Here is a 23,501-nt window from a genome sequence, read left to right as displayed (position 1 = left end):
GTTGTATATAAATTAGAATAAGAGAAGGGATGAGTTCTATGCTTACTCAAGAACAAATAATGAATGCATTAAAACATGTAGAGGATCCAGAGTTACACAAAAGTGTTGTAGAATTAAATATGGTTAGAAATATACAAATGAACAGAACAGAGGTTAAACTTGAAGTAGTACTAACAATCCAAGGTTGTCCGTTAAAAGCAAAAATTCAACAAGATATTGAAGAATCGCTTCACGCAATTGGTGCCTCTAAAGTGGAGGTAACATTTGGTTCTATGACACAAGAAGAACGTGCAGCTTTAACAGAGAAGTTAAAGCGAAATACTAGAACAGAAACTGGTATGCCGAGCATACTTCGCCCGGATTCAGGAGTACGTTTTATTACGGTAACGAGCGGAAAAGGCGGAGTTGGAAAATCAACGGTGACAATTAATCTTGCAACTGCACTAGCTCGTATGGGCAAAAAAGTGGGGATATTAGATGCAGATATATATGGTTTTAGTATTCCAGCTATGATGGAAACGAATAAGAAACCAACGATGATTGATCAAACGGCAATTCCAGTCATTAGTCACGGTGTTAAAATCATGTCGATGGGATTCTTTACAGAAGGAAATAACCCAGTGATGTGGCGCGGACCGATGCTAAATAAATGGATTCAAAATTTCCTTGCGAATACGCACTGGGGAGAATTAGATTATTTATTACTTGATTTACCACCAGGTACAGGAGATGTTGCGATTGATGTTGCAGCGATGATTCCGCAAGCGAAAGAAATAATTGTTACAACTCCGCACAATATAGCTTCATTCGTTGCTTCAAGAGTTGGTGTAATGGCAAAACATACGAAGCATGAGATTTTAGGTATTGTGGAAAATATGGCTTATTATGAAGAACAAGATGGATCGAAAAATTATCTCTTCGGAAAAGGTGGCGGCGAAATGCTTGCAGAACAATTGCAAACAGAAGTAATTGCCAAAATACCTTTTGCGAAACGTGAAGAAAATAATGGTTCATCTGTATATGATGAAGATTCTCTTGTTGGAGAAGTGTTTACATCGTTAGCTGAGGATATTATTTATAGAGGATAGAGGGGGAAGTTTAGTATGGCATGTAACATTGATCATTCTATTGAAGATGTGATGAATAAGCTTGAAAGTCAAAAGAATTTTTTACCTGAAGGGATCTTTAAAGAGTTAAAGAGTTTTTTGCAAGGTATTCATTCACAGAAATTATTAAATGATGTTTTTCACCTCCTAAAAAAGTATGATTTAGTCAGTGAGGAAGAACGAGAGACGAGAAATGCACAATTGTTGTACATTTTGAATTAAGTACTCTTTGGCTTTAGAATTTTTTCAGAAGGGGTGAATGTGATGGATATGAAAAAGATGATTGAAACGATAGAAGTAACTAGAGTGACTGAAGAGGAATTATCGATTTCGAATTTACATCCAAAGCTTGTGAAGTTGTATAGTCAAAAAGATAGTGCAGAGTATACGAAGCTATTAAAATATATTTTATCATTATCCGTACAGCTGAAGCTGAATCTTGTATTGAAATATTTTGGTGTACGTCCCATTGTTGCTGCAGACGAGCGGGTGCAATTTCAAGAGATATTTAAATGCTTAGCTAAGAAAGATGAGAATGGGGAATGGTTTCTAAATTTTGTTTCTTTATATGTAGGGCTAATTGTAGTTCTTCGTTTTGATGAGAAAGTGATTGAGAGCAATTTTTTTGATGATATGGTAGTGGATGAATGTAATGAAATATAAGATTCTACTCATAACATTTTTCTATATTAAATGCTTTAACTGCGATTTTAGTTGGTTATGTAAATATGAAGGTAACTAATTAAGAAAAAGGAATGAAACTAGTTGGATAAAAAGAGTTCTTCAGTTGTTTCCGTCGTTTTTTCGTGTTACTATTAATCGAATTTTTCATAAGGAGAGAAAGCGATGAAATGGATTTATTTTCTTATTATTAACGTTATAGCTTTTAGCCTTATGGGGCTTGATAAACGAAAAGCAAAGAAGAAACAGTGGAGAACGCCAGAAAGTACGTTGTTTTTATCGGCGGCAGCTGGAGGAGCAGTTGGAGCTTGGATCGGCATGTATATGTTTCATCATAAAACTCATAAAAAGAAATTTGTTTTCGGCATACCGTTACTTGTTGTAATAACGGTATGTTTATTATTCGTTGTATGAGAAATGTCGAAAGAAATGCAGATTGATTATTGGTAAAGTGAGCATGTGAGACCGTATAATGGAGAAAAAATGAGAAGAGGAGAAAAAGGAAGATGGGGAGTCAATCAGCAGAGCAAAAAAAAGGGATACTATACGCGGCTGGTGCTTACACGATGTGGGGAATCCTACCGATTTATTGGAAATGGGTTGAGGAAGTTCCAGCAGATGAAATATTAGCACACCGCATCGTTTGGGCATTTGTTTTTATGTTACTCGTATTAGGTGTTACGAAGAGGTTTCGTCAGTTTATTGGGGAATTTGTGAATCTTTTTAAACGACCTAAATTATTAATGTCATTAACAATAGCTTCAGTCTTGATTAGCGGAAACTGGTTTGTTTACATATGGGCCGTTAATCATAATCATGTTATTGAAGCGAGTCTTGGCTATTATATTAATCCGCTTATTAGTATTTTACTTGGTACAGTCGTTTTAAAGGAAAAGTTAAACTTCTGGCAATATGTTGCAGTTGGTTTAGCTGGAGTGGGGGTTATCATTTTAACAGTGCGTTTCGGATCTATTCCGTGGGTTTCTCTTTCACTTGCCTTTTCATTTGGATTATACGGATTAACGAAAAAACTGTTAAACTATGATGCTACAATTGGACTTACGATGGAAACGATGTTAGTGACACCGCTTGCAATCATTTACCTTGTTATGACAGGCGCCCATGGTTTCGGCTCATTTGGATCTATTTCAATGTTATCGACATTACTATTAATAGGAGCAGGTATTGTTACAGCTCTACCACTTTTTTATTTTGCAAAAGGAGCCCAACTTATTCCGCTTTATATGGTAGGTTTTTTACAATATATTGCACCAACAATTAGCTTAATTTTAGGTGTATTCGTATTTGGTGAACATTTCACATCTACTCATATGATTGCATTTTTCTGTATATGGGTTGCATTATTTGTATTCTCGGTAGCGAAGACTAAGTTTTTAGTGCAGAAACAACCGAAATTTATAAAAAATAAATCAGCAAAAGTATCATAATGCGTAGTATTTTCTACGCATTTTTCTTTATACTTATATTATATAGAATTTCCATTATAGTCAGTAAGGAGCTGAGAACATGGAAACAATTTTACATAATGATCCGCTTATGGCAGCTGTAATTTCATGGTTTTTAGCACAATTAACGAAAGTAGTCTTCAAATTAGTTAAAACAGGTGAATTTGATTTTGCAAAGTTTTTTGCTTCAGGTGGGATGCCAAGTTCTCATGCTTCAACAGTTACAGCGCTTGCTACAGGAGTTGGAGTAGTGGAAGGTGTGGAAAGCTCGATGTTTGCGGTTGCTACAATTTTTGCCATTATTGTTATGTATGATGCTTCAGGAGTAAGGCTTGCAGTAAGTAAACAAGCAAAAATATTGAATGACTTTTTTCACGGTAGAGAAACAGAATATAAGAAGTTAAATGAACTTGTTGGGCATACACCGTATGAAGTAGTAGTCGGTGCTTTATTAGGGATTATTGTCGGAGTAGGGTATTGTTTATGAGCAGAACATTTTATATGTTCTGCTTTTCTTTGTTTTTATACATATTCAGCTACCTTTTTGAATATCGTTATACGGATTTCGAAAGGGTGGGTGAGCAACTTGTTATTATATGAAAAAGTGCATGAAGAAATAGCGAGAAGAACAACTGCACTTCAAACAATGCAACGGCAAGATGGTACGTGGCGGTTTTGTTTTGAAGGAGCGCCACTAACAGATTGTCATATGATTTTTTTATTAAAATTATTAGGTAAAGATAAAGAGATAGAACCGTTTGTAAAAAGATTAGCATCACTCCAAACAAATGAAGGAACATGGAAATTGTATGAAGATGAAGTGGGTGGTAATTTATCTGCTACAATTCAATCTTATGCTGCCTTACTTGCATCGGAAAAATATACAAAAGAAGATGTGAATATGAAGCGAGCGGAAATGTTTATAAATGAGCGCGGTGGGGTAGCGCGTGCTCATTTTATGACGAAGTTTTTATTAGCTATTCATGGAGAATATGAATATCCTTCTCTCTTTCATTTGCCAACACCAATTATGTTTCTGCAGAATGATTCCCCTCTCAGTATTTTTGAACTGAGTAGCTCAGCACGTATTCATTTAATTCCGATGATGTTGTGTTTAAATAAAAGATTTCGAGTAGGGAAAAAGTTATTGCCAAATTTAAATCACATTGCAGGCGGGGGCGGAGAATGGTTTCGGGAGGATCGGTCTCCAGTTTTTCAAACGTTAGTAAGTGACGTGAAGAAAATTATAACGTATCCACTTTCTTTGCATCATAAAGGATATGAGGAAGTAGAACGTTTTATGAAAGAGCGTATTGATGAAAATGGAACATTATATAGCTACGCAACTGCCTCGTTTTATATGATTTATGCTTTACTTGCATTAGGACATTCTATTCAATCACCAATTATTCAAAAAGCTATAACGGGAATCACATCTTATATATGGAAGATGGAGAGAGGGAGCCATTTGCAAAACTCTCCATCAACTGTATGGGATACAGCTTTACTCAGTTATGCTTTGCAAGAAGCTCAAGTTCCGAAAGCAAGTAAAGTGATTCACAATGCATCAGCATATTTACTAAGAAAACAGCAAACGAAGAAAGTAGATTGGAGTGTACATGCACCGGATCTCTTCCCGGGTGGTTGGGGCTTTTCGGATGTGAATACGACGATTCCAGATATTGATGATACAACTGCTGCGTTAAGAGCATTGGCGCGAAGTAGAGGGAACGAAAATGTAGACACTGCTTGGAAGCGAGCGGTTAATTGGGTTAAAGGATTGCAAAATAATGATGGTGGTTGGGGGGCTTTTGAAAAAGGGGTAACGAGCCGTATATTAGCAAATTTACCAATCGAAAATGCAAGTGATATGATTACAGATCCTTCTACACCAGATATTACAGGAAGAGTATTAGAATTTTTCGGAACGTATACGCAAAATGAATTGCCCGAGAAACAAAAACAAAGTGCGATAAATTGGTTAATGAATGTACAAGAGGAAAATGGATCGTGGTATGGGAAATGGGGAATTTGTTATATATATGGTACGTGGGCAGTGTTGACTGGTTTACGGTCACTAGGAATACCATCTAGCGATCCATCAGTGAAACGAGCAGCTTTATGGCTTGAACATATACAGCATGAAGATGGTGGCTGGGGAGAATCTTGCCAAAGTAGTGTGGAAAAAAGATTTGTTACTTTGCCATTTAGTACACCATCCCAAACAGCATGGGCGTTAGATGCCCTCATTTCTTACTATGATAAAGAAACGCCAGTCATTCGAAAAGGTATTTCATATTTGCTCTCCAACTCTTATATAAATGAAAAATATCCTACTGGAACAGGTTTACCAGGTGGGTTTTATATTCGTTATCATAGTTATGCTCATATATATCCATTGCTTACTTTGGCTCATTATGCAAAAAAATATAGAAAATAAACCGAGAGATGTCTCTCGGTTTATTTTGTTGGGTAGTAGGTCCCTTTTGAAAAGAATAAGGTTGTGATGTACCTTATTTTTCGGTTGATTGGCGCTTTTGACGTGCATCAGCGGCATTTGCACGTGCGTTTGCTTCTAAGTCATTGTGGTCAGCGAGTTCGCGAGAGAACTCAACATCAATGCCATCAGCTGCTTTGCTTTGTTTGAAATTCTTTTTGTTCATTCGACACAATCTCCTTGCGTTTATGCGACGTTGCAAAGTTAGTTTGACACAAATAGACTTTTTTATACAAAGAGGAATTGGAAAGTAAAAAGCCGAAATATACAGTATAAGTAATAGAAATGGGGGATAGGGATGGAGTTTTTAAACGGGAAAACAGCTGTTGTAACAGGAGCTGCACAGGGAATTGGAAAAGAGATTGCAAGGGTTTATGCAAAACTAGGGGCGAAAGTATTAATTAGCGATGTAAATGAAGAGAATCTACAAAAAACGACACGTGAGTTATCAGATGAAGGATATGAAGTGTGCTCATATCGATGTGATGTGAGTAATCCAAATGAAGCAAAGTCGTTAATTGAATATGCGGTTCAAAAATTTGGTACATTACATATTTTGGTGAATAATGCTGGAATTACAAGAGACGCAATGTTACATAAAATGGAGAAATCTGCTTGGGAACAAGTATTACAAGTGAATTTAACTGGAGTTTTTTATTGTATGCAACCCGCGCTTCTTTACATGAGACAACAAGGGTATGGACGCATTATTAATATATCTTCAATTAGTAGAGAAGGAAACATAGGTCAAGCAAATTATGCGGCTACAAAGGCAGGAGTTGTAGGATTAACGAAAACAGCAGCGAAAGAAGTTGGAAGTTTCGGTATTACTTGTAATGCGATTTGTCCGGGGTTTATGGATACAGATATGACCAAAACGATACCAGATAAAGTGAAAGAAAAGATGGTTGGCGCTATTCCAGTTGGTAGAATTGGAACACCAGAAGATATTGCGAACGCAGCAGCCTTTTTAGCATCAGAATACGCATCTTATATTACAGGTGAAGTATTAAATGTGAGCGGAGGACTGCAAGTTTAAAGGAATACATAATGAAAAGAACCTGACCAGGTAGGTCAGGTTCTTTTCATTAATTTAAGTTAAGCCAAACGCTCTTTACTTCTGTATAGTTATTTAATGCGTAAGATCCCATTTCACGGCCAAGACCAGATTGTTTAAATCCTCCAAATGGAGATGCTGCATCAAAGACGTTATAACAGTTTACCCATACTGTACCTGCACGTACTTTACTTGCAACATAGTGTGCTGTTTTAACATTTTCTGTCCACACACCAGCCGCTAAGCCGAATTGTGATTTATTTGCACGTTCAATTACTTCGTCAATATCGTTAAACGGTATTGCAGAAATAACTGGACCGAAAATTTCTTCTTTTGCGATCGTCATTTCATCATTTACGTCAGCGAATACTGTAGGAGAAACGAAGTAGCCTTGATCGAATGGATTACTTCCTCCGCAAAGTACTTCAGCGCCTTCTTCAATCCCTTTTTCAATGTAGCCCATTACACGTTTTTGTTGTTCTTCGGAAACGAGAGGGCCAATTGTTGTTTCAGGGTTAAGACCGACACCTTGATTTAGTTTTTTAGAATAGAGGACGAGATCAGCCATGACGTTATCATACATTTTCTTCGGAACAAATAAGCGTGATCCAGCAGAGCATACTTGTCCTTGGTTAAACATAACACCAGAAAGTGCACCAGGAATCGCGCGAGATAAATCAGCATCTGGCAATATGATATTTGGTGATTTACCGCCTAATTCAAGTGTAACGCGTTTTAATGTTTCGGATGCTTGTCGCATAATTTGTTTACCGACAGGAGTAGAACCGGTAAATGCAATTTTATCAACGAGTGGATGATTAACGAGAGCTTGTCCAGCTGATTCACCGAATCCAGGTACGATATTAATAACACCTTTCGGGAATCCAGCTTCTTCAATTAATTCAGCTAAGTATAGAGCAGATAGTGGAGTTTGTTCTGCAGGTTTTAAAACGATTGTACATCCTGTAGCAAGCGCTGCTCCCATTTTCCACATTGCCATAAGAAGCGGGAAGTTCCAAGGGATAATTTGACCAACTACACCAACAGCTTCATGGCGTGTATAGTTAAAGTAATCACCGGAAACAGGAATTGTTTGACCAACGATTTTCGTAGCCCATCCAGCGTAATAGCGCATATGCTCAATTGCAAGTGGTATGTCTGCTGCCATTGTTTCACGGATTGGCTTTCCGTTATCTAATGTTTCGAGCTGTGCAAGCTCTTCTTTATGTTCTTCCATTAAATCAGCTAACTTGTACATGAGACGGCTTCGCTCAGCGGTGCTCATACGAGACCAAGGACCTTCGTCAAAAGCCATACGAGCTGCGACTACAGCTTTATGAATATCTTCGCGACCAGCTTCAGAAACGACGGCAAGTGTTTCACCAGTTGCTGGGTTAGGTGTTTTAAATGTTTTACCGGAAGCGCTTTCAATGAAAGATCCATTCACATATAACTTTTTTGTACCTTGAAGAAATTTCTCTACCTTTTCATGAAGATTTACAGCTAGTTGACTCATTGTATAACCCCCTTGAAAATATAATGTAAACGCAGTACGAGACGGCGCTTATTCCGAAATCAAGGATGTGGAAACTAGATGGAAAGCCTCTAATTAAAATCATAATTAAGAAATACTGAAAATTCAAATTTCATTTGTGTTACAATTGTAAAAAATATGTAATGTAAGAGAATCTTCTATATGATTATAAAAAATCCTGCTTGTTTTTGCTTTCTAGTAGGAAAAACTAGAAGAACAATGGTACAATAATACATCGTGAGAGGAGGGGTAAAAATGAAAGATTATCATGATGATCCACGCTTTCGAATAGCCCATAGAGAAGCGTTAATTGGTCTTGGACTTGCTATTATTAATTTTATAATATGGTACGGATTTGCTTATGGGCTTGGTAGTAAAAATCCGAATGAATATACATATGTATTAGGTTTTCCCGCATGGTTTTTTTATAGCTGTATCGTTGGATTTATCGTTATGGTTATTTTACTTAGTTTAGTTGTTCGTTTTGTATTTCAAGATATTTCACTCGATGAGGAAGAAAAAAGTGAGGAATAATAGATGAATTGGTATGTAATCATTCCAATGATAATTTCGTTTATCGTTGTATTTTTAATTGGTGTATATGCTTCAAGACGTGTGCAAGCAACTGCTCATAATAAATTTTTACAAGAATATTTTCTTGGTGGGCGTGAGCTAGGCGGTTTATTATTAGCGATGACAATGATTGCTACGTACGGTAGTGCAAGTAGCTTTATTGGTGGCCCTGGTATTGCTTACAATATGGGTCTTGGATGGGTACTGTTATCTGCGATTCAAGTTGTAACAGGCTATATCGTTTTAACGGTTATCGGTAAAAAGTTTGCAATTATCGCTAGGAAGATGGAAGCAATTACTCTTATCGATTATTTAAAAGGGAGATACAATAATAAAGCAGTTGTTATACTTTCTGCGTTATGTATTATTATCTTTTTATTTTCAGCGACAGTAGCCCAGTGGGTCGGTGGTGGACGATTAATCGAGTCACTAACGGGTCTATCGTATACAACAGCACTATTTTTATTTACTTTTTCTGTACTTGTGTACGTATTAATTGGTGGATTTCGTGCAGTTGCTCTATCAGATACATTATTAGGAATCATTATGTTAGTTGGAACGACAATCATTTTAATTGCTACTGTCATTGCTGGTGGTGGAATTGAAAAGATTATGCAGGAACTTGTTCAAATTAATCCAAAGTTAATTACACCATTCGGAGCAGATGGCAGTTTAACGAAATCATATGTTACATCATTTTGGATTTTAATTGGAATTGGCGTTGTAGGTTTACCACAAATTAGCGTGCGTGCCATGTCTTATAAAAATTCAAAAGCTATGCACCAAGCTTTAATAATTGGAACAGTTGTCGTTGGTACAATTATGATTGGTATGCATTTAACTGGTGTATTTGCAAGAGTAGTACTTCCAGGTATAACGGTACCAGATAAAGTAATGCCGCTACTTGCGATGGAAGTGTTGCCACCTTGGTTAGCTGGAGTTTTTTTAGCTGCACCGATGGCAGCGATTATGTCTACAGTAAACTCTTTATTATTACTTGTAAGCTCGTCAATTATTAAAGATATATACGTAAATTACATAAATAAAGATGCAGCAGACAGTACGATAAAAAAAGGAAGTTTGTGGATTACTGGTATTGTAGGACTACTCGTTTATGCAGCGGCGATTAAACCACCAGATTTTTTAATATGGCTAAATTTATTTTCTTTCGGTGGATTAGAAGCAGCATTTATTTGGCCGATCGTATTAGGTTTATATTGGAGGAAAGGAAATGCAACAGGAGCGCTTGCGTCTATTTTAGTTGGAGTAGGCTCATATATATGTATTCATCTTTTCTATCCAAATCCGTTCGGTGTACATACAGTTGTCTTCCCGATTTGTTTTGCATTTATCGCTTACATCTTAGGAAGCATGATTGCTGTGAAGAAAAACAGTATAGTTTAGATGAAAACGTAGTCCTTACAGGACTGCGTTTTTTCGGATAAATTTGTTCTTTTTTATTCTGTAAGCCTGTGAATATTCATAAATTAATAACAATTGAGGGGATGGAGTTGAGGGCGATGAAAAAAGTATTATTTTTAGGAGACCCGGGAATTGATGACTCTTTGGCAATTATGTATGGATTGTTACATCCTGATATTGATATTGTTGGTGTAGTAACGGGGTATGGAAATGTAACGCAAGAAAAGGCGACAAGTAATGCGGCATATTTATTGCAACTGGCAGGGCGGGAAGATATACCTATTATTAATGGTGCGAAAATCCCTTTATCTGGAGATATTACAACGTATTATCCAGAAATTCATGGGGCGGAAGGTTTAGGACCAATTCGACCGCCAAAAAATCTTTCTCCAAATATAAGGCCTTTTTGTGAGTTTTTTGACATTCTTGAAAAATATAAAGGAGAATTAATTATAGTTGATGCCGGGAGGTCAACGACACTTGCGACAGCATTTATTTTAGAAAAACCATTGATGAAGTATGTGAAAGAATATTATATAATGGGCGGTGCTTTTTTAATGCCTGGAAATGTTACACCAGTCGCAGAAGCGAATTTTCATGGTGATCCTATTGCATCACAATTAGTAATGCAAAATGCCAAGAATGTGACGTTGGTGCCGCTTAATGTTACATCTGAAGCTATAATTACGCCAGAGATGGTAAAGTACATTACGAAACATTCTAAAACGAGTTTTAATAAATTAATTGAACCGATTTTTACGTATTATTATAAAGCTTATAGAAAGTTAAATCCGAAAATAACAGGAAGTCCGGTACATGATGTTGTTACAATGATGGTCGCGGCGAATCCTTCAATATTGGATTATGTGTATCGTCGTGTAGATGTAGATACAGTGGGGATTGCAAAAGGAGAAAGTATTGCAGATTTCCGTCCTCAACCTGATGCAAAAGCCTTAAAAAATTGGGTGCGAATTGGTTGGTCATTACATTATAAAAAATTCCTTGAGGATTTTGTGAAAATCATGACATAGACATAATGGGAGTATACAAGTTAAAATAATGGAGATGGTTATTCAAATAACCATCTCCATTATTTTGTTCTTTTAAAGATAAAGAGAAAGAGTTACACAATAGGAGAGGAATTTTACTTGAAAAAAACTATAGTATGCGCAGTGATTGTGGGTATTTTCGTTTTGCTAATATCGGGTAATTTTTTAGTGAAAAAAGTTTGGAGTTCAAATAATGATGATGCACAGTATATCGCATCCTTTATTGAAGAACATAAAGATGAAAAAAATAGTGCGCTTTTAGTAAAGAGAAATGATAAAGTTGTTTATTCTGTAAATCCGAATGTTGTATTGCCAGTTGCTAGTACGATGAAATTAATTGTAGCGCTTGAATATACGAAACAAGTTACGGAAGGGAAAATTGATTCTTCTAGTTTCGTTTCCATTAATGATGTGAATCGGTATTATGTACCGAATACAGATGGTGGTGCGCAAGATAGATGGCAAAGGTACTTGGAAAAGAAAGGAAAGATAACTGAAGGAGCGGTTTCTTTAGAAGAAGTAGCAAAAGGAATGGTTAAATTTAGTTCAAATGCAAATGCTGAGTACTTAATGGAAGTGTTAGGATTAGATAATATTAATCGGAATTTACAAAGTTTATCACTTCCTGCACATCAACCACTATTTCCAATCGTTTCATCTTTATATATCCCGGGATATTTGCATAAAGAATTACATGTTCCAAAATATAAAATAGAGAAAAAGTTAAAAGAAATGTCTCAAGAGCAATATCGTGAATATGCAATGATTATTCATGAACGCTTAAAGAAGAAGGGACCATTATTACAGAAGGAAATTCCGCTTTATTTAGAGGAACGTTACGACAAAATTTGGTCAGATAGATTACCAGCAGCTTCTGCAAATGATTATATGGTATTACTTCAAAAGGCAAACCATAAAGGTGGCTTGACAGAAGCTGAAGAAAAAGTGTGGGCAAATATCGTTGAAACAGACATGAGTGCCAAGAAATACCGTAAAACATTTAGACATGCTGGGCAAAAGAATGGTTATACACCATGGACGGTTACAAAAGCAGTTTACGCTATGGATAAACGTGGAAACTGTACGGAGATTGTGTTTTTGGCGAATAATTTAAATGAAGACGATAGTGCAGAAATACGGAAACATTTAGCAAACTTACATTTCCAAGTGTTGCAAAGTGATAAGTATGATGCGACTTTTATTAAATAAACTCGGTGCAGAGAGCACCGAGTTTATTTTTATGTACAAGCACTTTTTTTCTATCTCTGGGTATGATGGTTAGTAATACTTAGGTGAGAGGGGAAAAGGTGATGAAACAAAGTAAAGAAGAGTTTATAAAGAGCGAAGGCGCTGATTTCCCTGGGAAAACATACGTGAATTGCGTATTACAACATGTATTTGAGTTTCAACGAAATTATTTATTGAAAGACATGTTTCAAGTGCATAAAGCGCATATTATGATGCTGACGGAAGAAAATTTATTGGAAAAAGAAGAAGCTAAAGTTATATTAAACGCACTAAAAAAGATAGAGGGAATTCCAAAAGATCAATTGCTCTATACAGAGCAGCATGAAGATCTCTTTTTTTTAGTGGAGCATTTAATTTTTCAAGAAGCGAAATGCGATTTTGTAAGTAATATGCATATTGGTAGAAGTAGAAATGATATGGGTGTAACGATGTATCGCATGAGTTTAAGGCGATACGTACTACGATTAATGGAACATCATTTGTTATTGCAAGAAAGTATGCTGCAACTTGCCGATGATCATAAGGAAACGATTATGACAGCTTATACACATACACAACCAGCGCAGCCAACAACATTTGGTCATTATACGTTAGCAATTTATGATACGATGCAAAGAGATTTAGAACGAATGAAAAAAACGTACCAGCTTTTAAATCAGTCTCCAATGGGGGCGGCTGCACTCTCTACAACAAGTTTCCCGATTAAACGAGAACGAGTTGCTCATCTACTTGGATTTGCAAATGTAATTGAGAACTCATATGATGCTGTTGCCGGAGCGGATTATTTATTAGAAGTTAGCTCGCTACTTATGGTAATGATGACGAATACGAGTAGATGGATTCATGACTTTTTGTTGTTAGCAACGAAAGAATATGACGGTATTACTGTTGCAAAGCCATATGTACAAATCAGTAGTATTATGCCGCAAAAACGAAATCCGGTTTCCATTGAGCATGCTCGTGCAATTACGAGTAGTGCTTTAGGAGAAGCATTTACAGTGTTTCAAATGATTCATAATACACCATTTGGTGATATTGTCGATACGGAAGATGACTTGCAGCCATATTTATATAAAGGGATTGAAAAGACTATTCGTGTTTTTTCTATTATGAATGCAGTCATTCGAACGATGAAAGTAGAGGAAGAAACGTTGAAAAATCGTTCCTATAAACATGCAATTACGATTACAGATTTCGCAGATGTGTTAACGAAAAACTATGAAATTCCATTTCGGCATGCTCATCATGCAGCAAGTACTATTGCAAGTATGTCATTGGAGCAGAAAAAGGAGCTTTATGAATTGCATTTGAAAGACGTAAATATATACTTACAAGAAAAGTTTAATATAAATCTATTAGAAAAAGAGTGGAAAGAAATTATATCGCCAGAAGCTTTTATTCAAAAAAGAAATGTATACGGTGGACCGAGTAAAAAAGAAATGGAACGCATGATCAAAAATCGAAAAGAGTCATTTCGAAAAGAAGAAGATGTATTTGAAAAGGAAAGACAGAGAATTTTACAAGCTGAAAATACTTTAAATACATTAGCTTTGAATATTATTGAATCGTAAAAGAGGGATTTAATGAATTAATCGCCAATACTTAATTAAAATATAAATAGAGAGAAGAGATTGTCGATGATTCAATTACATGTATATGAAGAGATTTTTCATTTTAAAGAAGATGTTACACCATTTCTAGAAAAGAATGAGCAGGAAAACAATCTCATATTAGGTGTATTACAAATGGTCCAAGAACCGATATTTATGGGGATAGCGAAACAAGGAGAAGAAATTGCGGTTGTATTTCTGCAAACAGAAGAGAAGAAACAAATCATTGTTGCAACTTCTGAAATTGCGGGAGTAACTATTGAGGAACTTGCAAAAGAATTAACGAAAATATATCCGGATATTCCTGGATTGATCGGTAATAAGAAAATTGTACAGAAATTAGCGAAAGAGATTGCAGTATTAGAAAATAAAAAAACCCATGTTGCAATGGAGCAAGGTGTGTATGAGTTGAACAGAGTAAAGAAGAAGTGTAATGCGAATGGACTTTTTCGAGCGGTAAATAATGATGAATTACCATTAATAGAACAGTGGATATATCAATTTTGTGAAGATGTAAAGCTTCCTACTACGAAAGAAGAAGTAAAACAAACTGCATATACATTAATAACTACAAATCGACTGTTTGGTTTGGAAGTGGATGGGAAACTCGTTTCTGTAGCTGCAAAAACGAGACCAACTAAAAATAATATAACAGTTAATTTTGTATATACGCCGAAAGAAGAAAGGAAAAAGGGATACGCATCTAATTGCGTAGCGGCACTTAGTCAACGTATGTTAGATGAAGGTTACAAAACAACGACATTATATACGGACCTGGCAAATCCGACATCGAATAAAATTTATCAAGAAATTGGTTATGAGCAAATTGCGGAGTCTGTGCTTATATTTTTAGAGAAGTAGAACAAAAAGGCGTGCTAAAATAGCACGCCTTTTTGTTATTCATCAATTCTAATAACCTTGCCTTGAGGGAAGTCTTCGGTTTCTAGTAAGTTACGAATAGCTTTCGCAACGTATTCAGGTGATAATAGCTTTCCTTCTTCTTTTAATGCGATGAATCGATCTAAATTTGTGAAGTCTTCTTTATTTGTTTTCCGAATTTGTGCTTGCATATTTGTATCAACAACACCAGGTGCAAAAGCGACGATTTTTACTGGAAATTCTTTTACTGCTTCTTCCGTTGCCACGCACTGTGTAAACATATTTACGCCAGCTTTCGTTGTACAATAAGCGCCCCATCCGAAGTAAGGATTTTTTCCTGCACCAGATGAGATGTTTATAACACGTTTATCTACTTTCCATTCTTTCGTATGTTTCATGAAAGTAGAGGTGAGAATCATAGGTGCAAGTAAATTAATGTGAACGTTCGTAATGAATTGTTCACTTTCTGCTTTTTCAATTGGCTTCATAGGAGCAACCGTACCCGCATTATTAATTAAATGAATAGAAGATACACTGTCTTCTTGAATAGATGAAATGATTTTGTTAAAGTTCGTTTCTAAATTATGTACATCTTGAAGATCTAAGGAGTGGAAAACACAATTGCTATTATATTGTTCTGCGAGTTTCGTAAGCTCTTTATTTTCTCTTCTAGAAATAGAGATGACAGTTGTATTTTTTTCTAACAATTGTGTGGCAATAGCCTCACCTAAACCTTGTGAAGTTCCTGTTATAATAACGTAGCGCATAGTTTTATAAACCCCTCTCATATGTGCGGAATTTTGTTGGACAACGTACATTGTATAGTTTGTCTACATTTTATAGTATAGAGCACTTTTTACTATAATTGAAATGAGATGATTGTGTGCCTTTTATAAATCGGTTTACGACAACAGTACCTGGTGCCGTCACGTTTACTGGGAATACGCTGGGACTTAGCCCTACATCACCTGCACCAGGTAATATTTTTGGTACACTTGCTGTGTTTACGACAGTAAATACAGCGTTGCAAGTACCAGGATTCCCAGCGGGGACAACAGATGAGTGGCAATTGAATTCTTCAAGTGCAATTTTAAATCTTCCAGCGGGAAGCAGTGTGTTATATGCAGAATTAGTTTGGGCTGGTACTTTCCGGACTGATACGGAAGATGTTTTACCATTTTTAAATGATAACATTACATTTACAACGCCAGCAGGGACGTTTTCTGTTACGCCAGATCCTGCTACCGCGCAGCAAGGTTCAGTAGGAAACCAGTTTTATTATGCTCGCTCTGCCAATGTAACGAATCTTGTTAGTGCAGGTGGAGCAGGCACATATACTACAGGTGCCGTGCCAGCTGCAAGAACTTCAGCTGACCCAACAATTAGCCGTTCAGCGGGCTGGACGCTTGAGGTTGTGTATCAAAATGCAAGTTTACCACTTCGAAATTTGTCAGTATATGCAGGTCAAGAAATTATTGATGCTTCATCACCACCAGTTGATGCTACTATTTCCGGATTTGCTACGCCAGCTACAGGAGCTGTAACAGGAAGGGTACTTGTAACTGCTCAAGAAGGTGATTCTAACATTTCTGGAGATCAACTTCGCTTTGGACCGAATGCGAGTGCTACAGTTGCATTATTCGGGCCGAGAAATCCTGCAAATAATTTCTTCCAGTCTCAAATTTGTAATGACAGCGGAAATTTAGATACGAGCGGTACATTTGGAGATTTAAATCAGCCGTTAGGGGTAGCTTTGGCTGTCCGAAGACAGGGGTGGGATATTACGAATGTAGATGCCTCCGCATCTTTAGTAAACAATCAAACGTCAGCAACTGTTCGATTTGTTACAAATGGAGATGGATACGCTGCAGCTGGTTTTGGTGTTCAAATTGATGCAACAGGTCCAATTATTAATCCTGTTAAATCGGTCAATAGAACAGTCGCAGGGGTAGGGGATACTCTCACTTATACGATTACGGTCCCAAATACAGGAACAGGAAGTGCAGAAAACGTTGTATTACGTGATAGTATTCCGAGCGGAACGACGTTTGTTGCAGGTAGTGTAACGATAGGGGGGGTAACGCAGCCGAATGCAAACCCTGCTAATGGAATTAATTTAGGAACAATCCCAAATAACACGCAAAGAGTTGTTACATTTCAAGTACGAATAACATCGTTTCCGAACCCAAACCCTATTCCAAATCGGGCAATGGTGTCATATCAATTCCGTCCTTTTGTCGGTAGTTCTCCTATTACAAGTACATCTTCTTCAAATACAGTACAAACGACAGTGAACCAAGCAACTATAAGTATGCAAAAATCTGTAGATCTACAGACTGCGACACTTAATGATTTATTAACATACACAGTTAATGTTACAAATAATGGGAATGTCGCTGCGAACAATGTAATTTTTGTTGATAGTATTCCTGCAGGAACAACATTTGTCGCAAACAGCGTTACGGTAAATGGAGTAGCACGTCCAGGAGCAAATCCAGCAAGTAGTATTAATCTAGGAAGTATTAATGCCTCGCAAACGACTGTAGTGCGATTTCAAGTTCGAGTAACATCTAATCCTCTTGTCAACCCAATTCCGAACCGTGCGAGTGCAACATTTACCTTTACTCCAGTGCCTGGTCAACAACCAGTTTCAGGGCAAGCGACAAGTAATACTGTAGTTACGACAATTAATATAGCTGATATAACAACGAGAAAAACAGTGGATAAAGCTTTTGTAACGGTTAACGACGTTCTTACGTACACGGTAACAATTCAAAATACAGGAAATGTACTTGCAACGAACGTTATTTTTCAAGATCCAATCCCAATTGGAACGACATTTATAGCAAATAGTGTGACTGTGGATGGGGTTTCACAACCTGGGGTAAATCCAGCGACTGGGTTTACAGTAGCAAATATATCTCCCGGCGGAAGTAGGACAGTGACTTTTCAAGTACGAGTGACATCAACGCCATCAGGAGGCACAATTGCGAATCGCGGAAATGTAACTGCTAATTTCGTCGTTATTCCAAATCAGCCACCAATAACGATTAATAGACAAACGAATACAGTTGTGACACAAGTTAATACAGGCGGTTTAAATGTAATAAAAGAAGTGAATACAACGCAAGCAGCAGTAGGAGACACTTTAACATACACAATTGCCGTTCAAAATACAGGAAACGTCCCGTTAACTAATGTATTTTTCCAAGACGCTATTTCTTCCGCTGTTTCATTTGTTGCAAATTCTGTAACAATTAATGGAGTACCGCAAAGTGGATTGAATCCGAATACAGGATTTTCTCTTCCGAATATTCCTGCGGCTCAAACGGTTGTAGTCACATTTGATGTATTAATTGTACAGGATCCAGAAAATGAAGATATTTTAAATCAAGCAAATGTAACAGCAAGTTTTCAAGTGAACCCGAGTGAACCCCCCGTAACAATCAATGTTCCGAGTAACCTTGTGAATACAACTGTACAATCAGGGAACTTTGAAGTTGTGAAATCAGTAAATACGGATGTTGCAACGGTAGGAGATATTTTAGTATATACAATCGAAGTCATAAACGCGGGTAGTGTACCAGCTACAAATGTATTTTTCCAAGATTCAATTCCACAAGGTACATTATTTATTGAAAACAGTGTCTTTGTGAATGGGATCTTACAAGAAGGGGCAGATCCAGAATTCGGATTCCCATTAAATAATTTGCCCGCTGGTGCGAGTGTAATTGTTACATTTGAAGTATTAATTGATGAAGTTCCACTTGGAAATAATGTTGTAAACAGTGCGAATGTTACAGGGGATTTCCTTGTAAATCCAACAGAGCCACCAATTACTGTAACAGAACCAAGTAATACTGTTATGACGGTTGTAAATTCTTCAGGGTTAAATGTAATAAAAAGTGTAAGCGCTACTGAAGCTGGTGTAGGAGATACGCTAACGTATACAGTACGTATACAAAATAGTGGGACAGTAGCAGCAACCAATGTATCGTTCCTTGATCCAATTCCATCTGGAACAACGTTTGTAGCGAATAGTGTAACAATAAACGGGATATCTCAACCTGGTTTAAATCCAACAACTGGATTTCCACTTGCTAATATTCCAGTAGGAGGGATGGTAACAGTTACTTTTCAAGTGACAATTACGAGTGTACCACCAAATAGAGTTCTTCCGAATAATGCGAATGTAACTGCTGATTTCCAAGTAAGTCCTCTCCAGCCACCAATTACAATTGTAACGATTAGTAATATTGTTGTGACGCGAGTGAATGTAGGGTCACTTAATGTAATGAAGAGTGTAAATACACTACAAGCCGGTGTAGGAGATACGTTAACGTATACGATTCTTATTCAAAATACAGGAACTGTTCCTGCAACAAATATTATTTTTCAAGATCCAATTCCGTCTGGTACTGTCTTTGTGGCAAATAGTGTGACGATAAATGGAGTCGTACAGCAAGGCGCGGATCCTATGCTAGGTTTCCCAGTACCAAATATTCCGGTCGGGCAAACGGCTACGATTACGTTTCAAGTTACAGTGACGAGTGTACCGAGCGGTGGAAATATAAGAAACCAATCTAACGTTACTGCAAGTTTTCTTATAAATCCAGAAAATCCTCCAGTAACAACTGTTACAAATAGTAATTTTGTAGTGACGCAAGTAAACACAGCACAGTTAAATATACAAAAATCTTCATCTGTACAACAAGCAGCACTTGGAGAAACTTACACGTATTCTGTTGTCATTCGAAATAACGGTACAGTAACAGCGACGAATGTCTCTTTCCTTGATCCAATTGCTTTAGAAACAACTTTTGTAGCAAATAGTGTAACGATAAATGGAACGCCACAACCTGGATTTGACCCAAATGTTGGTTTCCCGCTTCCTAATATTGCAGCTGGAACATCATTGACAGTAACGTTCCAAGTTACGGTAGTTGCACCGTCTACACGTGGAGCGGTATTAAATACAGCATCTGCTACAGCCACTTTCTTATTAAATCCTTTACAGCCACCTGTAACAACAACGAATTCAAGTAATACAACGGTAGTTACAATACCGTTACCTCCTCCTGGTGAAGTAACTGCAACAAAAACAGTTGATGTTGCAACTGGGGCCGTTGGGGATGTATTAACGTATACTGTGCTCATTTCAAACGTAGGAATTATCCCTGTTACAGATGTGTTCTTCCAAGATGTCATACCAGAAGGAACGACGTTTGTTGACAATAGTGTAACGATAGGTGGAGTGCAGCAACTTGGTGTAAATCCAGAAATAGGATTTACAGTTACTCCATTATTAATCGCTGGTGGAAGTATTGAGGTCACATTCCAAGTGTTGATTACAGAAATTCCAGATAATGAAGTCATATTAAATGATGCAGATGTTACATTTACTTCACAACCGAATCCGCAGGAACCACCGATTACAGAAACGATATTAACGAATTTAGTCGTTACGACAATTAATATAGCGTCTATTTTTCCGTTAAAACTAGTAGATAAAGAAGTAGCCACTGTAGGAGAAATATTAACGTATGATGTATTGATATTTAATTTCGGAACAGTGCCAGCGACCAATGTTCAATTTATCGATACGACTTCTGCTGGTGTAGCATTTGTACCAGGAAGTGTGAGCATAAACGGGGTACCAGCACCAGGATTAGATCCTTTCATTGGTTTTACAGTTCCAAATATACCTGTCGATGATTTTGTACTTGTCACATATCAGGAAGTGGTTACAAGCATACCAGAAGGTGGAACGATTGTTAATTTTGTAGACGTTACAGCTACATTTGCTGTAAGTGAAACAGAACCGCCTATTACGGAAACAACGACAAGTAATACGACATTAACAGAAATCAATGAGCCTGGTTTGAATGTTTTAAAATCAGTGAGTCAGCCGGTTGTTGCAGTAGGCGATACAATCACATATACAACAGTAGTTCAAAATACAGGAACAGTGCCAGCAACGAATGTTCAATATAGTGATGTATTACCTTCCTCTATAGCATTCGTGCCGAACACTGTAACGATAGACGGTGTGTTACAACCTGGATTCAATCCGAATAATGGATTCCCGCTTCCAGATATAAACCCAGGTGAAAGTGTAGAAGTCATCTTCCAAGTAACCGTTGTTAGTGCGCCATCAAACGGAACAATTGCCAATACGGCAAATGTAACTGGAAGTTTTGTATTAGTACCAGGAGAACCACCAGTTATAGTAACAGAGCCGAGCGATACAACACTTACAACTGTAAATAGAGGGCAATTTAATGTTATTAAACAAGTAAATAGGGTTGCTACTCTCGTTGGAGATATATTAACGTATACGGTTCAAATAACAAATACTGGAACAGTAACAGCTAATGCTGTTCAGTTTGTTGATACCATTTCAGCAGGGGCGTCATTTGTACCAAATAGTGTAACGATAAATGGAGCCTCGCAACCAAACTTAAATCCGATTACTGGATTTGGAGTTGGAGATATCCCAGTTGGTGAAACAGTTATAGTGACGTTTCAAGCGACAGTTACAAACATCCCGTCATCAGGAACAATTACGAACGTTGCAAATATAACAGGAAGCTTTACTTTAGTGCCAGGAGAACCACCAGTTGTAGTAACAGAGCCGAGTAATACGACGATAACTAGAGTGAATAGAGGACGATTCAGCGTTATAAAATCTGTAAATAAAGAAGCGACACGATTAGGAGATACGTTAACGTATAGTGTGCAAGTTACAAATACGGGAACGGTAACAGCAACGAATGTTCAGTTTATCGATGTTCCATCACCTAGTTTAGAATTCGTTCCTGGAAGTGTACAAATAAATGGGATTCCGCAAGTAGGTTTAGATCCATTTGTAGGCTTTGCATTGCCTGATCTTGCAGTAGGGGATAGTGTATTAATTACATTTGAAGTAAATGTAATCGCAGTTCCGCCTTCTAGTAGCATTATGAATACAGCAAGAGTAACGGGTGATTTCGAATTGATTCCAGGAGAACCTCCGTCTACAATTACAAATTCAAGTAATACGACGGTTACGCCGGTAAATAGAGGCAGCTTAGATATGCTAAAAGAAGTAGACCATTCAGTTGTTGGTGTAGGAGAAACGGTAACGTATACTGTTCGTATATTAAATACTGGTACTGCTGATGCAATGAATGTTCAATTTATCGATGTGCTATCTCAGGAAGCTGATTTCGTTCCAAATAGTGTAACGATAAATGGGGTTCCGCAACCGGGGTTAAATCCGCAGATTGGATTTACGATACCTGATATACCAGTTGGTGAGACGGCACTTGTAACATATGAAGCTACGATTACAAGTTTTCCGGATGGTGGTACAGTAGTGAACGTTGCTGGGGCGTTAGCAGAATATATTTTAGTACCAGGGGAGCCGCCAGTTACAGTGATGGATACAAGCAATACAGTTATAGTGACGGTAAATACTGCAATCTTATTTGTTGCAAAAGGAGCAAACTTTGAAGTAGCAATGATAGGGGATGTTGTCACTTACGGAATCGCTGTTATAAATGATAGTACAGTTCCTGTGACCAATATTGTGTTAACAGATATCATTGATCCGAATACGCTATTTATAAATGGTACGGTAACGGTAAATGATGTACCTCTTCCATTTGCTAATCCGAATACTGGTATTCCGTTAGGTGATTTTCAGCCAAATGATGCAGCAATTATTAATTTCCAAGTTGTAATAATAGGAGGGCAAGTAAATAATTTAGTTACAAATACTGCTACAGCGAATGGGCTTGCAACTGTAAATCCGAATGAGCCGCCAGTAGTAGTTGAAGGTGATAGTAATACAGTTGTTATCCCGTTTATTCCTCAAAATGTCTCAACGACAGTCGTAAAAACGACAGATTTACAGGTAGCAACAATTGGAGATGTCATTACGTTTACGACAGTCATCACAAATACGGGTGATACTGTAATGCAAAATATTCGTTTTCAAGATATGTTAGATAGTAGTGTTCGATTTGTTCCTGGAAGTGTAACGGTTGATAATACGCCAGTGCCGAATGTAAGCCCGGCAGTAGGGTTTCTTATCGGAAGTTTAAATCCTGGTGAAGCAAGGACAGTTTCGTTCCAAGTAGCAGTACAGAGCGCGCCAAATGGTTCAGGAAATTATATAAATCAAGCGAGTATTCGTTTTGAACATCAAGTAGGCACAGTATTGCCACCTGTTACACAAATAGTAGAAAGTAACATAGTTGTCATTCCATTTGTTCCAACGATTGAACAAATTTGCGAAACAAACTTTAATTGCTTAGATAAGATTCCATTTCAATGTTCTCCGTGTAATCATTTGCATGGACATAAAAAATAAAAACAGAAAGAGCATCCTGAAAA

Annotated in this window: 18 protein-coding genes; 15 read left to right on the top strand and 3 right to left on the bottom strand. The window is 37.2% G+C overall.

Annotated elements, in window-relative coordinates; genetic code table 11:
• The first annotated feature begins 38 nt into the window (after positions 1 to 38).
• From MR136_RS07580 to MR136_RS07550, 7 genes are all read left to right on the top strand, one after another.
• Positions 39 to 1,088 (top strand): P-loop NTPase, encoded by a 1,050-nt coding sequence (locus MR136_RS07580; protein WP_017673149.1) that lies wholly within the window; start codon positions 39 to 41, stop codon positions 1,086 to 1,088.
• Positions 1,089 to 1,103: 15 nt separating this feature from the next.
• The gene (locus MR136_RS07575; RefSeq protein ID WP_000752375.1) at positions 1,104 to 1,328 is read left to right on the top strand and encodes a hypothetical protein; all 225 of its coding nucleotides are present in this window, start codon (positions 1,104 to 1,106) and stop codon (positions 1,326 to 1,328) included.
• Between the two features lie 42 nt (positions 1,329 to 1,370).
• A complete protein-coding gene (locus MR136_RS07570) occupies positions 1,371 to 1,769 on the top strand; it encodes a hypothetical protein (protein ID WP_000367305.1) in 399 nt (132 codons plus the stop codon).
• Positions 1,770 to 1,952: 183 nt separating this feature from the next.
• Positions 1,953 to 2,201 carry a DUF1294 domain-containing protein gene (locus tag MR136_RS07565; protein ID WP_000871349.1) on the top strand — a complete coding sequence of 83 codons (249 nt, stop codon included), beginning with the start codon at positions 1,953 to 1,955 and terminating at the stop codon, positions 2,199 to 2,201.
• 92 nt (positions 2,202 to 2,293) lie between these two features.
• On the top strand, positions 2,294 to 3,235 hold the full coding sequence (gene rarD, locus MR136_RS07560; protein WP_000535539.1) for an EamA family transporter RarD: 942 nt from the start codon (positions 2,294 to 2,296) through the stop codon (positions 3,233 to 3,235).
• A gap of 79 nt (positions 3,236 to 3,314) precedes the next feature.
• Complete coding sequence (locus MR136_RS07555; RefSeq protein WP_000447820.1) at positions 3,315 to 3,740, top strand: divergent PAP2 family protein; 426 nt, start codon at positions 3,315 to 3,317, stop codon at positions 3,738 to 3,740.
• 99 nt (positions 3,741 to 3,839) lie between these two features.
• Positions 3,840 to 5,693, top strand: a complete 1,854-nt coding sequence (locus MR136_RS07550; protein WP_000928145.1) for a terpene cyclase/mutase family protein — start codon at positions 3,840 to 3,842, stop codon at positions 5,691 to 5,693.
• A gap of 73 nt (positions 5,694 to 5,766) precedes the next feature.
• Here MR136_RS07550 and MR136_RS07545 read toward each other — a convergent pair whose 3' ends face one another.
• A complete protein-coding gene (locus tag MR136_RS07545; protein WP_017673147.1) occupies positions 5,767 to 5,916 on the bottom strand; it encodes a YfhD family protein in 150 nt (49 codons plus the stop codon).
• Between the two features lie 132 nt (positions 5,917 to 6,048).
• On the opposite strand from MR136_RS07545, the gene fabG reads away from it, so the two are divergent.
• Positions 6,049 to 6,789 (top strand): 3-oxoacyl-ACP reductase FabG, encoded by a 741-nt coding sequence (gene fabG, locus MR136_RS07540; RefSeq protein WP_000395037.1) that lies wholly within the window; start codon positions 6,049 to 6,051, stop codon positions 6,787 to 6,789.
• Positions 6,790 to 6,838: 49 nt separating this feature from the next.
• Here fabG and dhaS read toward each other — a convergent pair whose 3' ends face one another.
• Positions 6,839 to 8,323, bottom strand: coding sequence for an aldehyde dehydrogenase DhaS (dhaS, locus tag MR136_RS07535; RefSeq protein WP_000080281.1), 1,485 nt, complete (start codon positions 8,321 to 8,323; stop codon positions 6,839 to 6,841).
• 273 nt (positions 8,324 to 8,596) lie between these two features.
• On the opposite strand from dhaS, the gene MR136_RS07530 reads away from it, so the two are divergent.
• The 6 genes from MR136_RS07530 to MR136_RS07505 all read left to right on the top strand — a co-directional run bounded on the left by MR136_RS07530 (position 8,597) and on the right by MR136_RS07505 (position 15,104).
• Positions 8,597 to 8,875, top strand: coding sequence for a YhdT family protein (locus MR136_RS07530; protein ID WP_000656239.1), 279 nt, complete (start codon positions 8,597 to 8,599; stop codon positions 8,873 to 8,875).
• Between the two features lie 3 nt (positions 8,876 to 8,878).
• Positions 8,879 to 10,318, top strand: coding sequence for a sodium/pantothenate symporter (gene panF / locus MR136_RS07525; protein WP_001104818.1), 1,440 nt, complete (start codon positions 8,879 to 8,881; stop codon positions 10,316 to 10,318).
• A gap of 101 nt (positions 10,319 to 10,419) precedes the next feature.
• The gene (locus tag MR136_RS07520) at positions 10,420 to 11,367 is read left to right on the top strand and encodes a nucleoside hydrolase (RefSeq protein WP_009879443.1); all 948 of its coding nucleotides are present in this window, start codon (positions 10,420 to 10,422) and stop codon (positions 11,365 to 11,367) included.
• 117 nt (positions 11,368 to 11,484) lie between these two features.
• Complete coding sequence (locus MR136_RS07515; protein WP_000751369.1) at positions 11,485 to 12,594, top strand: serine hydrolase; 1,110 nt, start codon at positions 11,485 to 11,487, stop codon at positions 12,592 to 12,594.
• A 101-nt stretch (positions 12,595 to 12,695) separates the two neighbouring features.
• On the top strand, positions 12,696 to 14,204 hold the full coding sequence (gene argH / locus MR136_RS07510) for an argininosuccinate lyase (protein WP_061457561.1): 1,509 nt from the start codon (positions 12,696 to 12,698) through the stop codon (positions 14,202 to 14,204).
• A gap of 66 nt (positions 14,205 to 14,270) precedes the next feature.
• Positions 14,271 to 15,104: a GNAT family N-acetyltransferase gene (locus MR136_RS07505; RefSeq protein WP_078420783.1), complete on the top strand. Its 834-nt coding sequence runs from the start codon at positions 14,271 to 14,273 to the stop codon at positions 15,102 to 15,104.
• A 35-nt stretch (positions 15,105 to 15,139) separates the two neighbouring features.
• Here MR136_RS07505 and MR136_RS07500 read toward each other — a convergent pair whose 3' ends face one another.
• Complete coding sequence (locus MR136_RS07500) at positions 15,140 to 15,889, bottom strand: (S)-benzoin forming benzil reductase (RefSeq protein WP_001271064.1); 750 nt, start codon at positions 15,887 to 15,889, stop codon at positions 15,140 to 15,142.
• 116 nt (positions 15,890 to 16,005) lie between these two features.
• Between MR136_RS07500 and MR136_RS07495 the strand changes: the two genes are divergently transcribed.
• Positions 16,006 to 23,478 (top strand): DUF7507 domain-containing protein, encoded by a 7,473-nt coding sequence (locus tag MR136_RS07495; RefSeq protein ID WP_017673145.1) that lies wholly within the window; start codon positions 16,006 to 16,008, stop codon positions 23,476 to 23,478.
• Positions 23,479 to 23,501 lie beyond the last annotated feature (23 nt).

The sequence above is a fragment of the Bacillus cereus group sp. BfR-BA-01311 genome (assembly GCF_022664295.1).
Classification (GTDB): Bacteria; Bacillota; Bacilli; order Bacillales; family Bacillaceae_G; genus Bacillus_A; species Bacillus_A cereus.
The sequence above is the reverse complement of the archived record's forward strand: the minus strand, read 5'-3'. Positions and strand labels throughout refer to the sequence as shown.

What these genes read in the sequence shown, in the direction of transcription:
- MR136_RS07500 (WP_001271064.1), bottom strand. Translation starts at nt 15,889, where the DNA reads ATGCGCTACGTTATTATAACAGGAACTTCACAAGGTTTAGGTGAGGCT.
- rarD (WP_000535539.1), top strand. Translation starts at nt 2,294, where the DNA reads ATGGGGAGTCAATCAGCAGAGCAAAAAAAAGGGATACTATACGCGGCT.
- MR136_RS07545 (WP_017673147.1), bottom strand. Translation starts at nt 5,916, where the DNA reads ATGAACAAAAAGAATTTCAAACAAAGCAAAGCAGCTGATGGCATTGAT.
- MR136_RS07570 (WP_000367305.1), top strand. Translation starts at nt 1,371, where the DNA reads ATGGATATGAAAAAGATGATTGAAACGATAGAAGTAACTAGAGTGACT.
- MR136_RS07555 (WP_000447820.1), top strand. Translation starts at nt 3,315, where the DNA reads ATGGAAACAATTTTACATAATGATCCGCTTATGGCAGCTGTAATTTCA.
- MR136_RS07520 (WP_009879443.1), top strand. Translation starts at nt 10,420, where the DNA reads ATGGAGTTGAGGGCGATGAAAAAAGTATTATTTTTAGGAGACCCGGGA.
- MR136_RS07505 (WP_078420783.1), top strand. Translation starts at nt 14,271, where the DNA reads ATGATTCAATTACATGTATATGAAGAGATTTTTCATTTTAAAGAAGAT.
- MR136_RS07575 (WP_000752375.1), top strand. Translation starts at nt 1,104, where the DNA reads ATGGCATGTAACATTGATCATTCTATTGAAGATGTGATGAATAAGCTT.
- panF (WP_001104818.1), top strand. Translation starts at nt 8,879, where the DNA reads ATGAATTGGTATGTAATCATTCCAATGATAATTTCGTTTATCGTTGTA.
- argH (WP_061457561.1), top strand. Translation starts at nt 12,696, where the DNA reads ATGAAACAAAGTAAAGAAGAGTTTATAAAGAGCGAAGGCGCTGATTTC.
- fabG (WP_000395037.1), top strand. Translation starts at nt 6,049, where the DNA reads ATGGAGTTTTTAAACGGGAAAACAGCTGTTGTAACAGGAGCTGCACAG.
- MR136_RS07580 (WP_017673149.1), top strand. Translation starts at nt 39, where the DNA reads ATGCTTACTCAAGAACAAATAATGAATGCATTAAAACATGTAGAGGAT.
- MR136_RS07565 (WP_000871349.1), top strand. Translation starts at nt 1,953, where the DNA reads ATGAAATGGATTTATTTTCTTATTATTAACGTTATAGCTTTTAGCCTT.
- dhaS (WP_000080281.1), bottom strand. Translation starts at nt 8,323, where the DNA reads ATGAGTCAACTAGCTGTAAATCTTCATGAAAAGGTAGAGAAATTTCTT.
- MR136_RS07530 (WP_000656239.1), top strand. Translation starts at nt 8,597, where the DNA reads ATGAAAGATTATCATGATGATCCACGCTTTCGAATAGCCCATAGAGAA.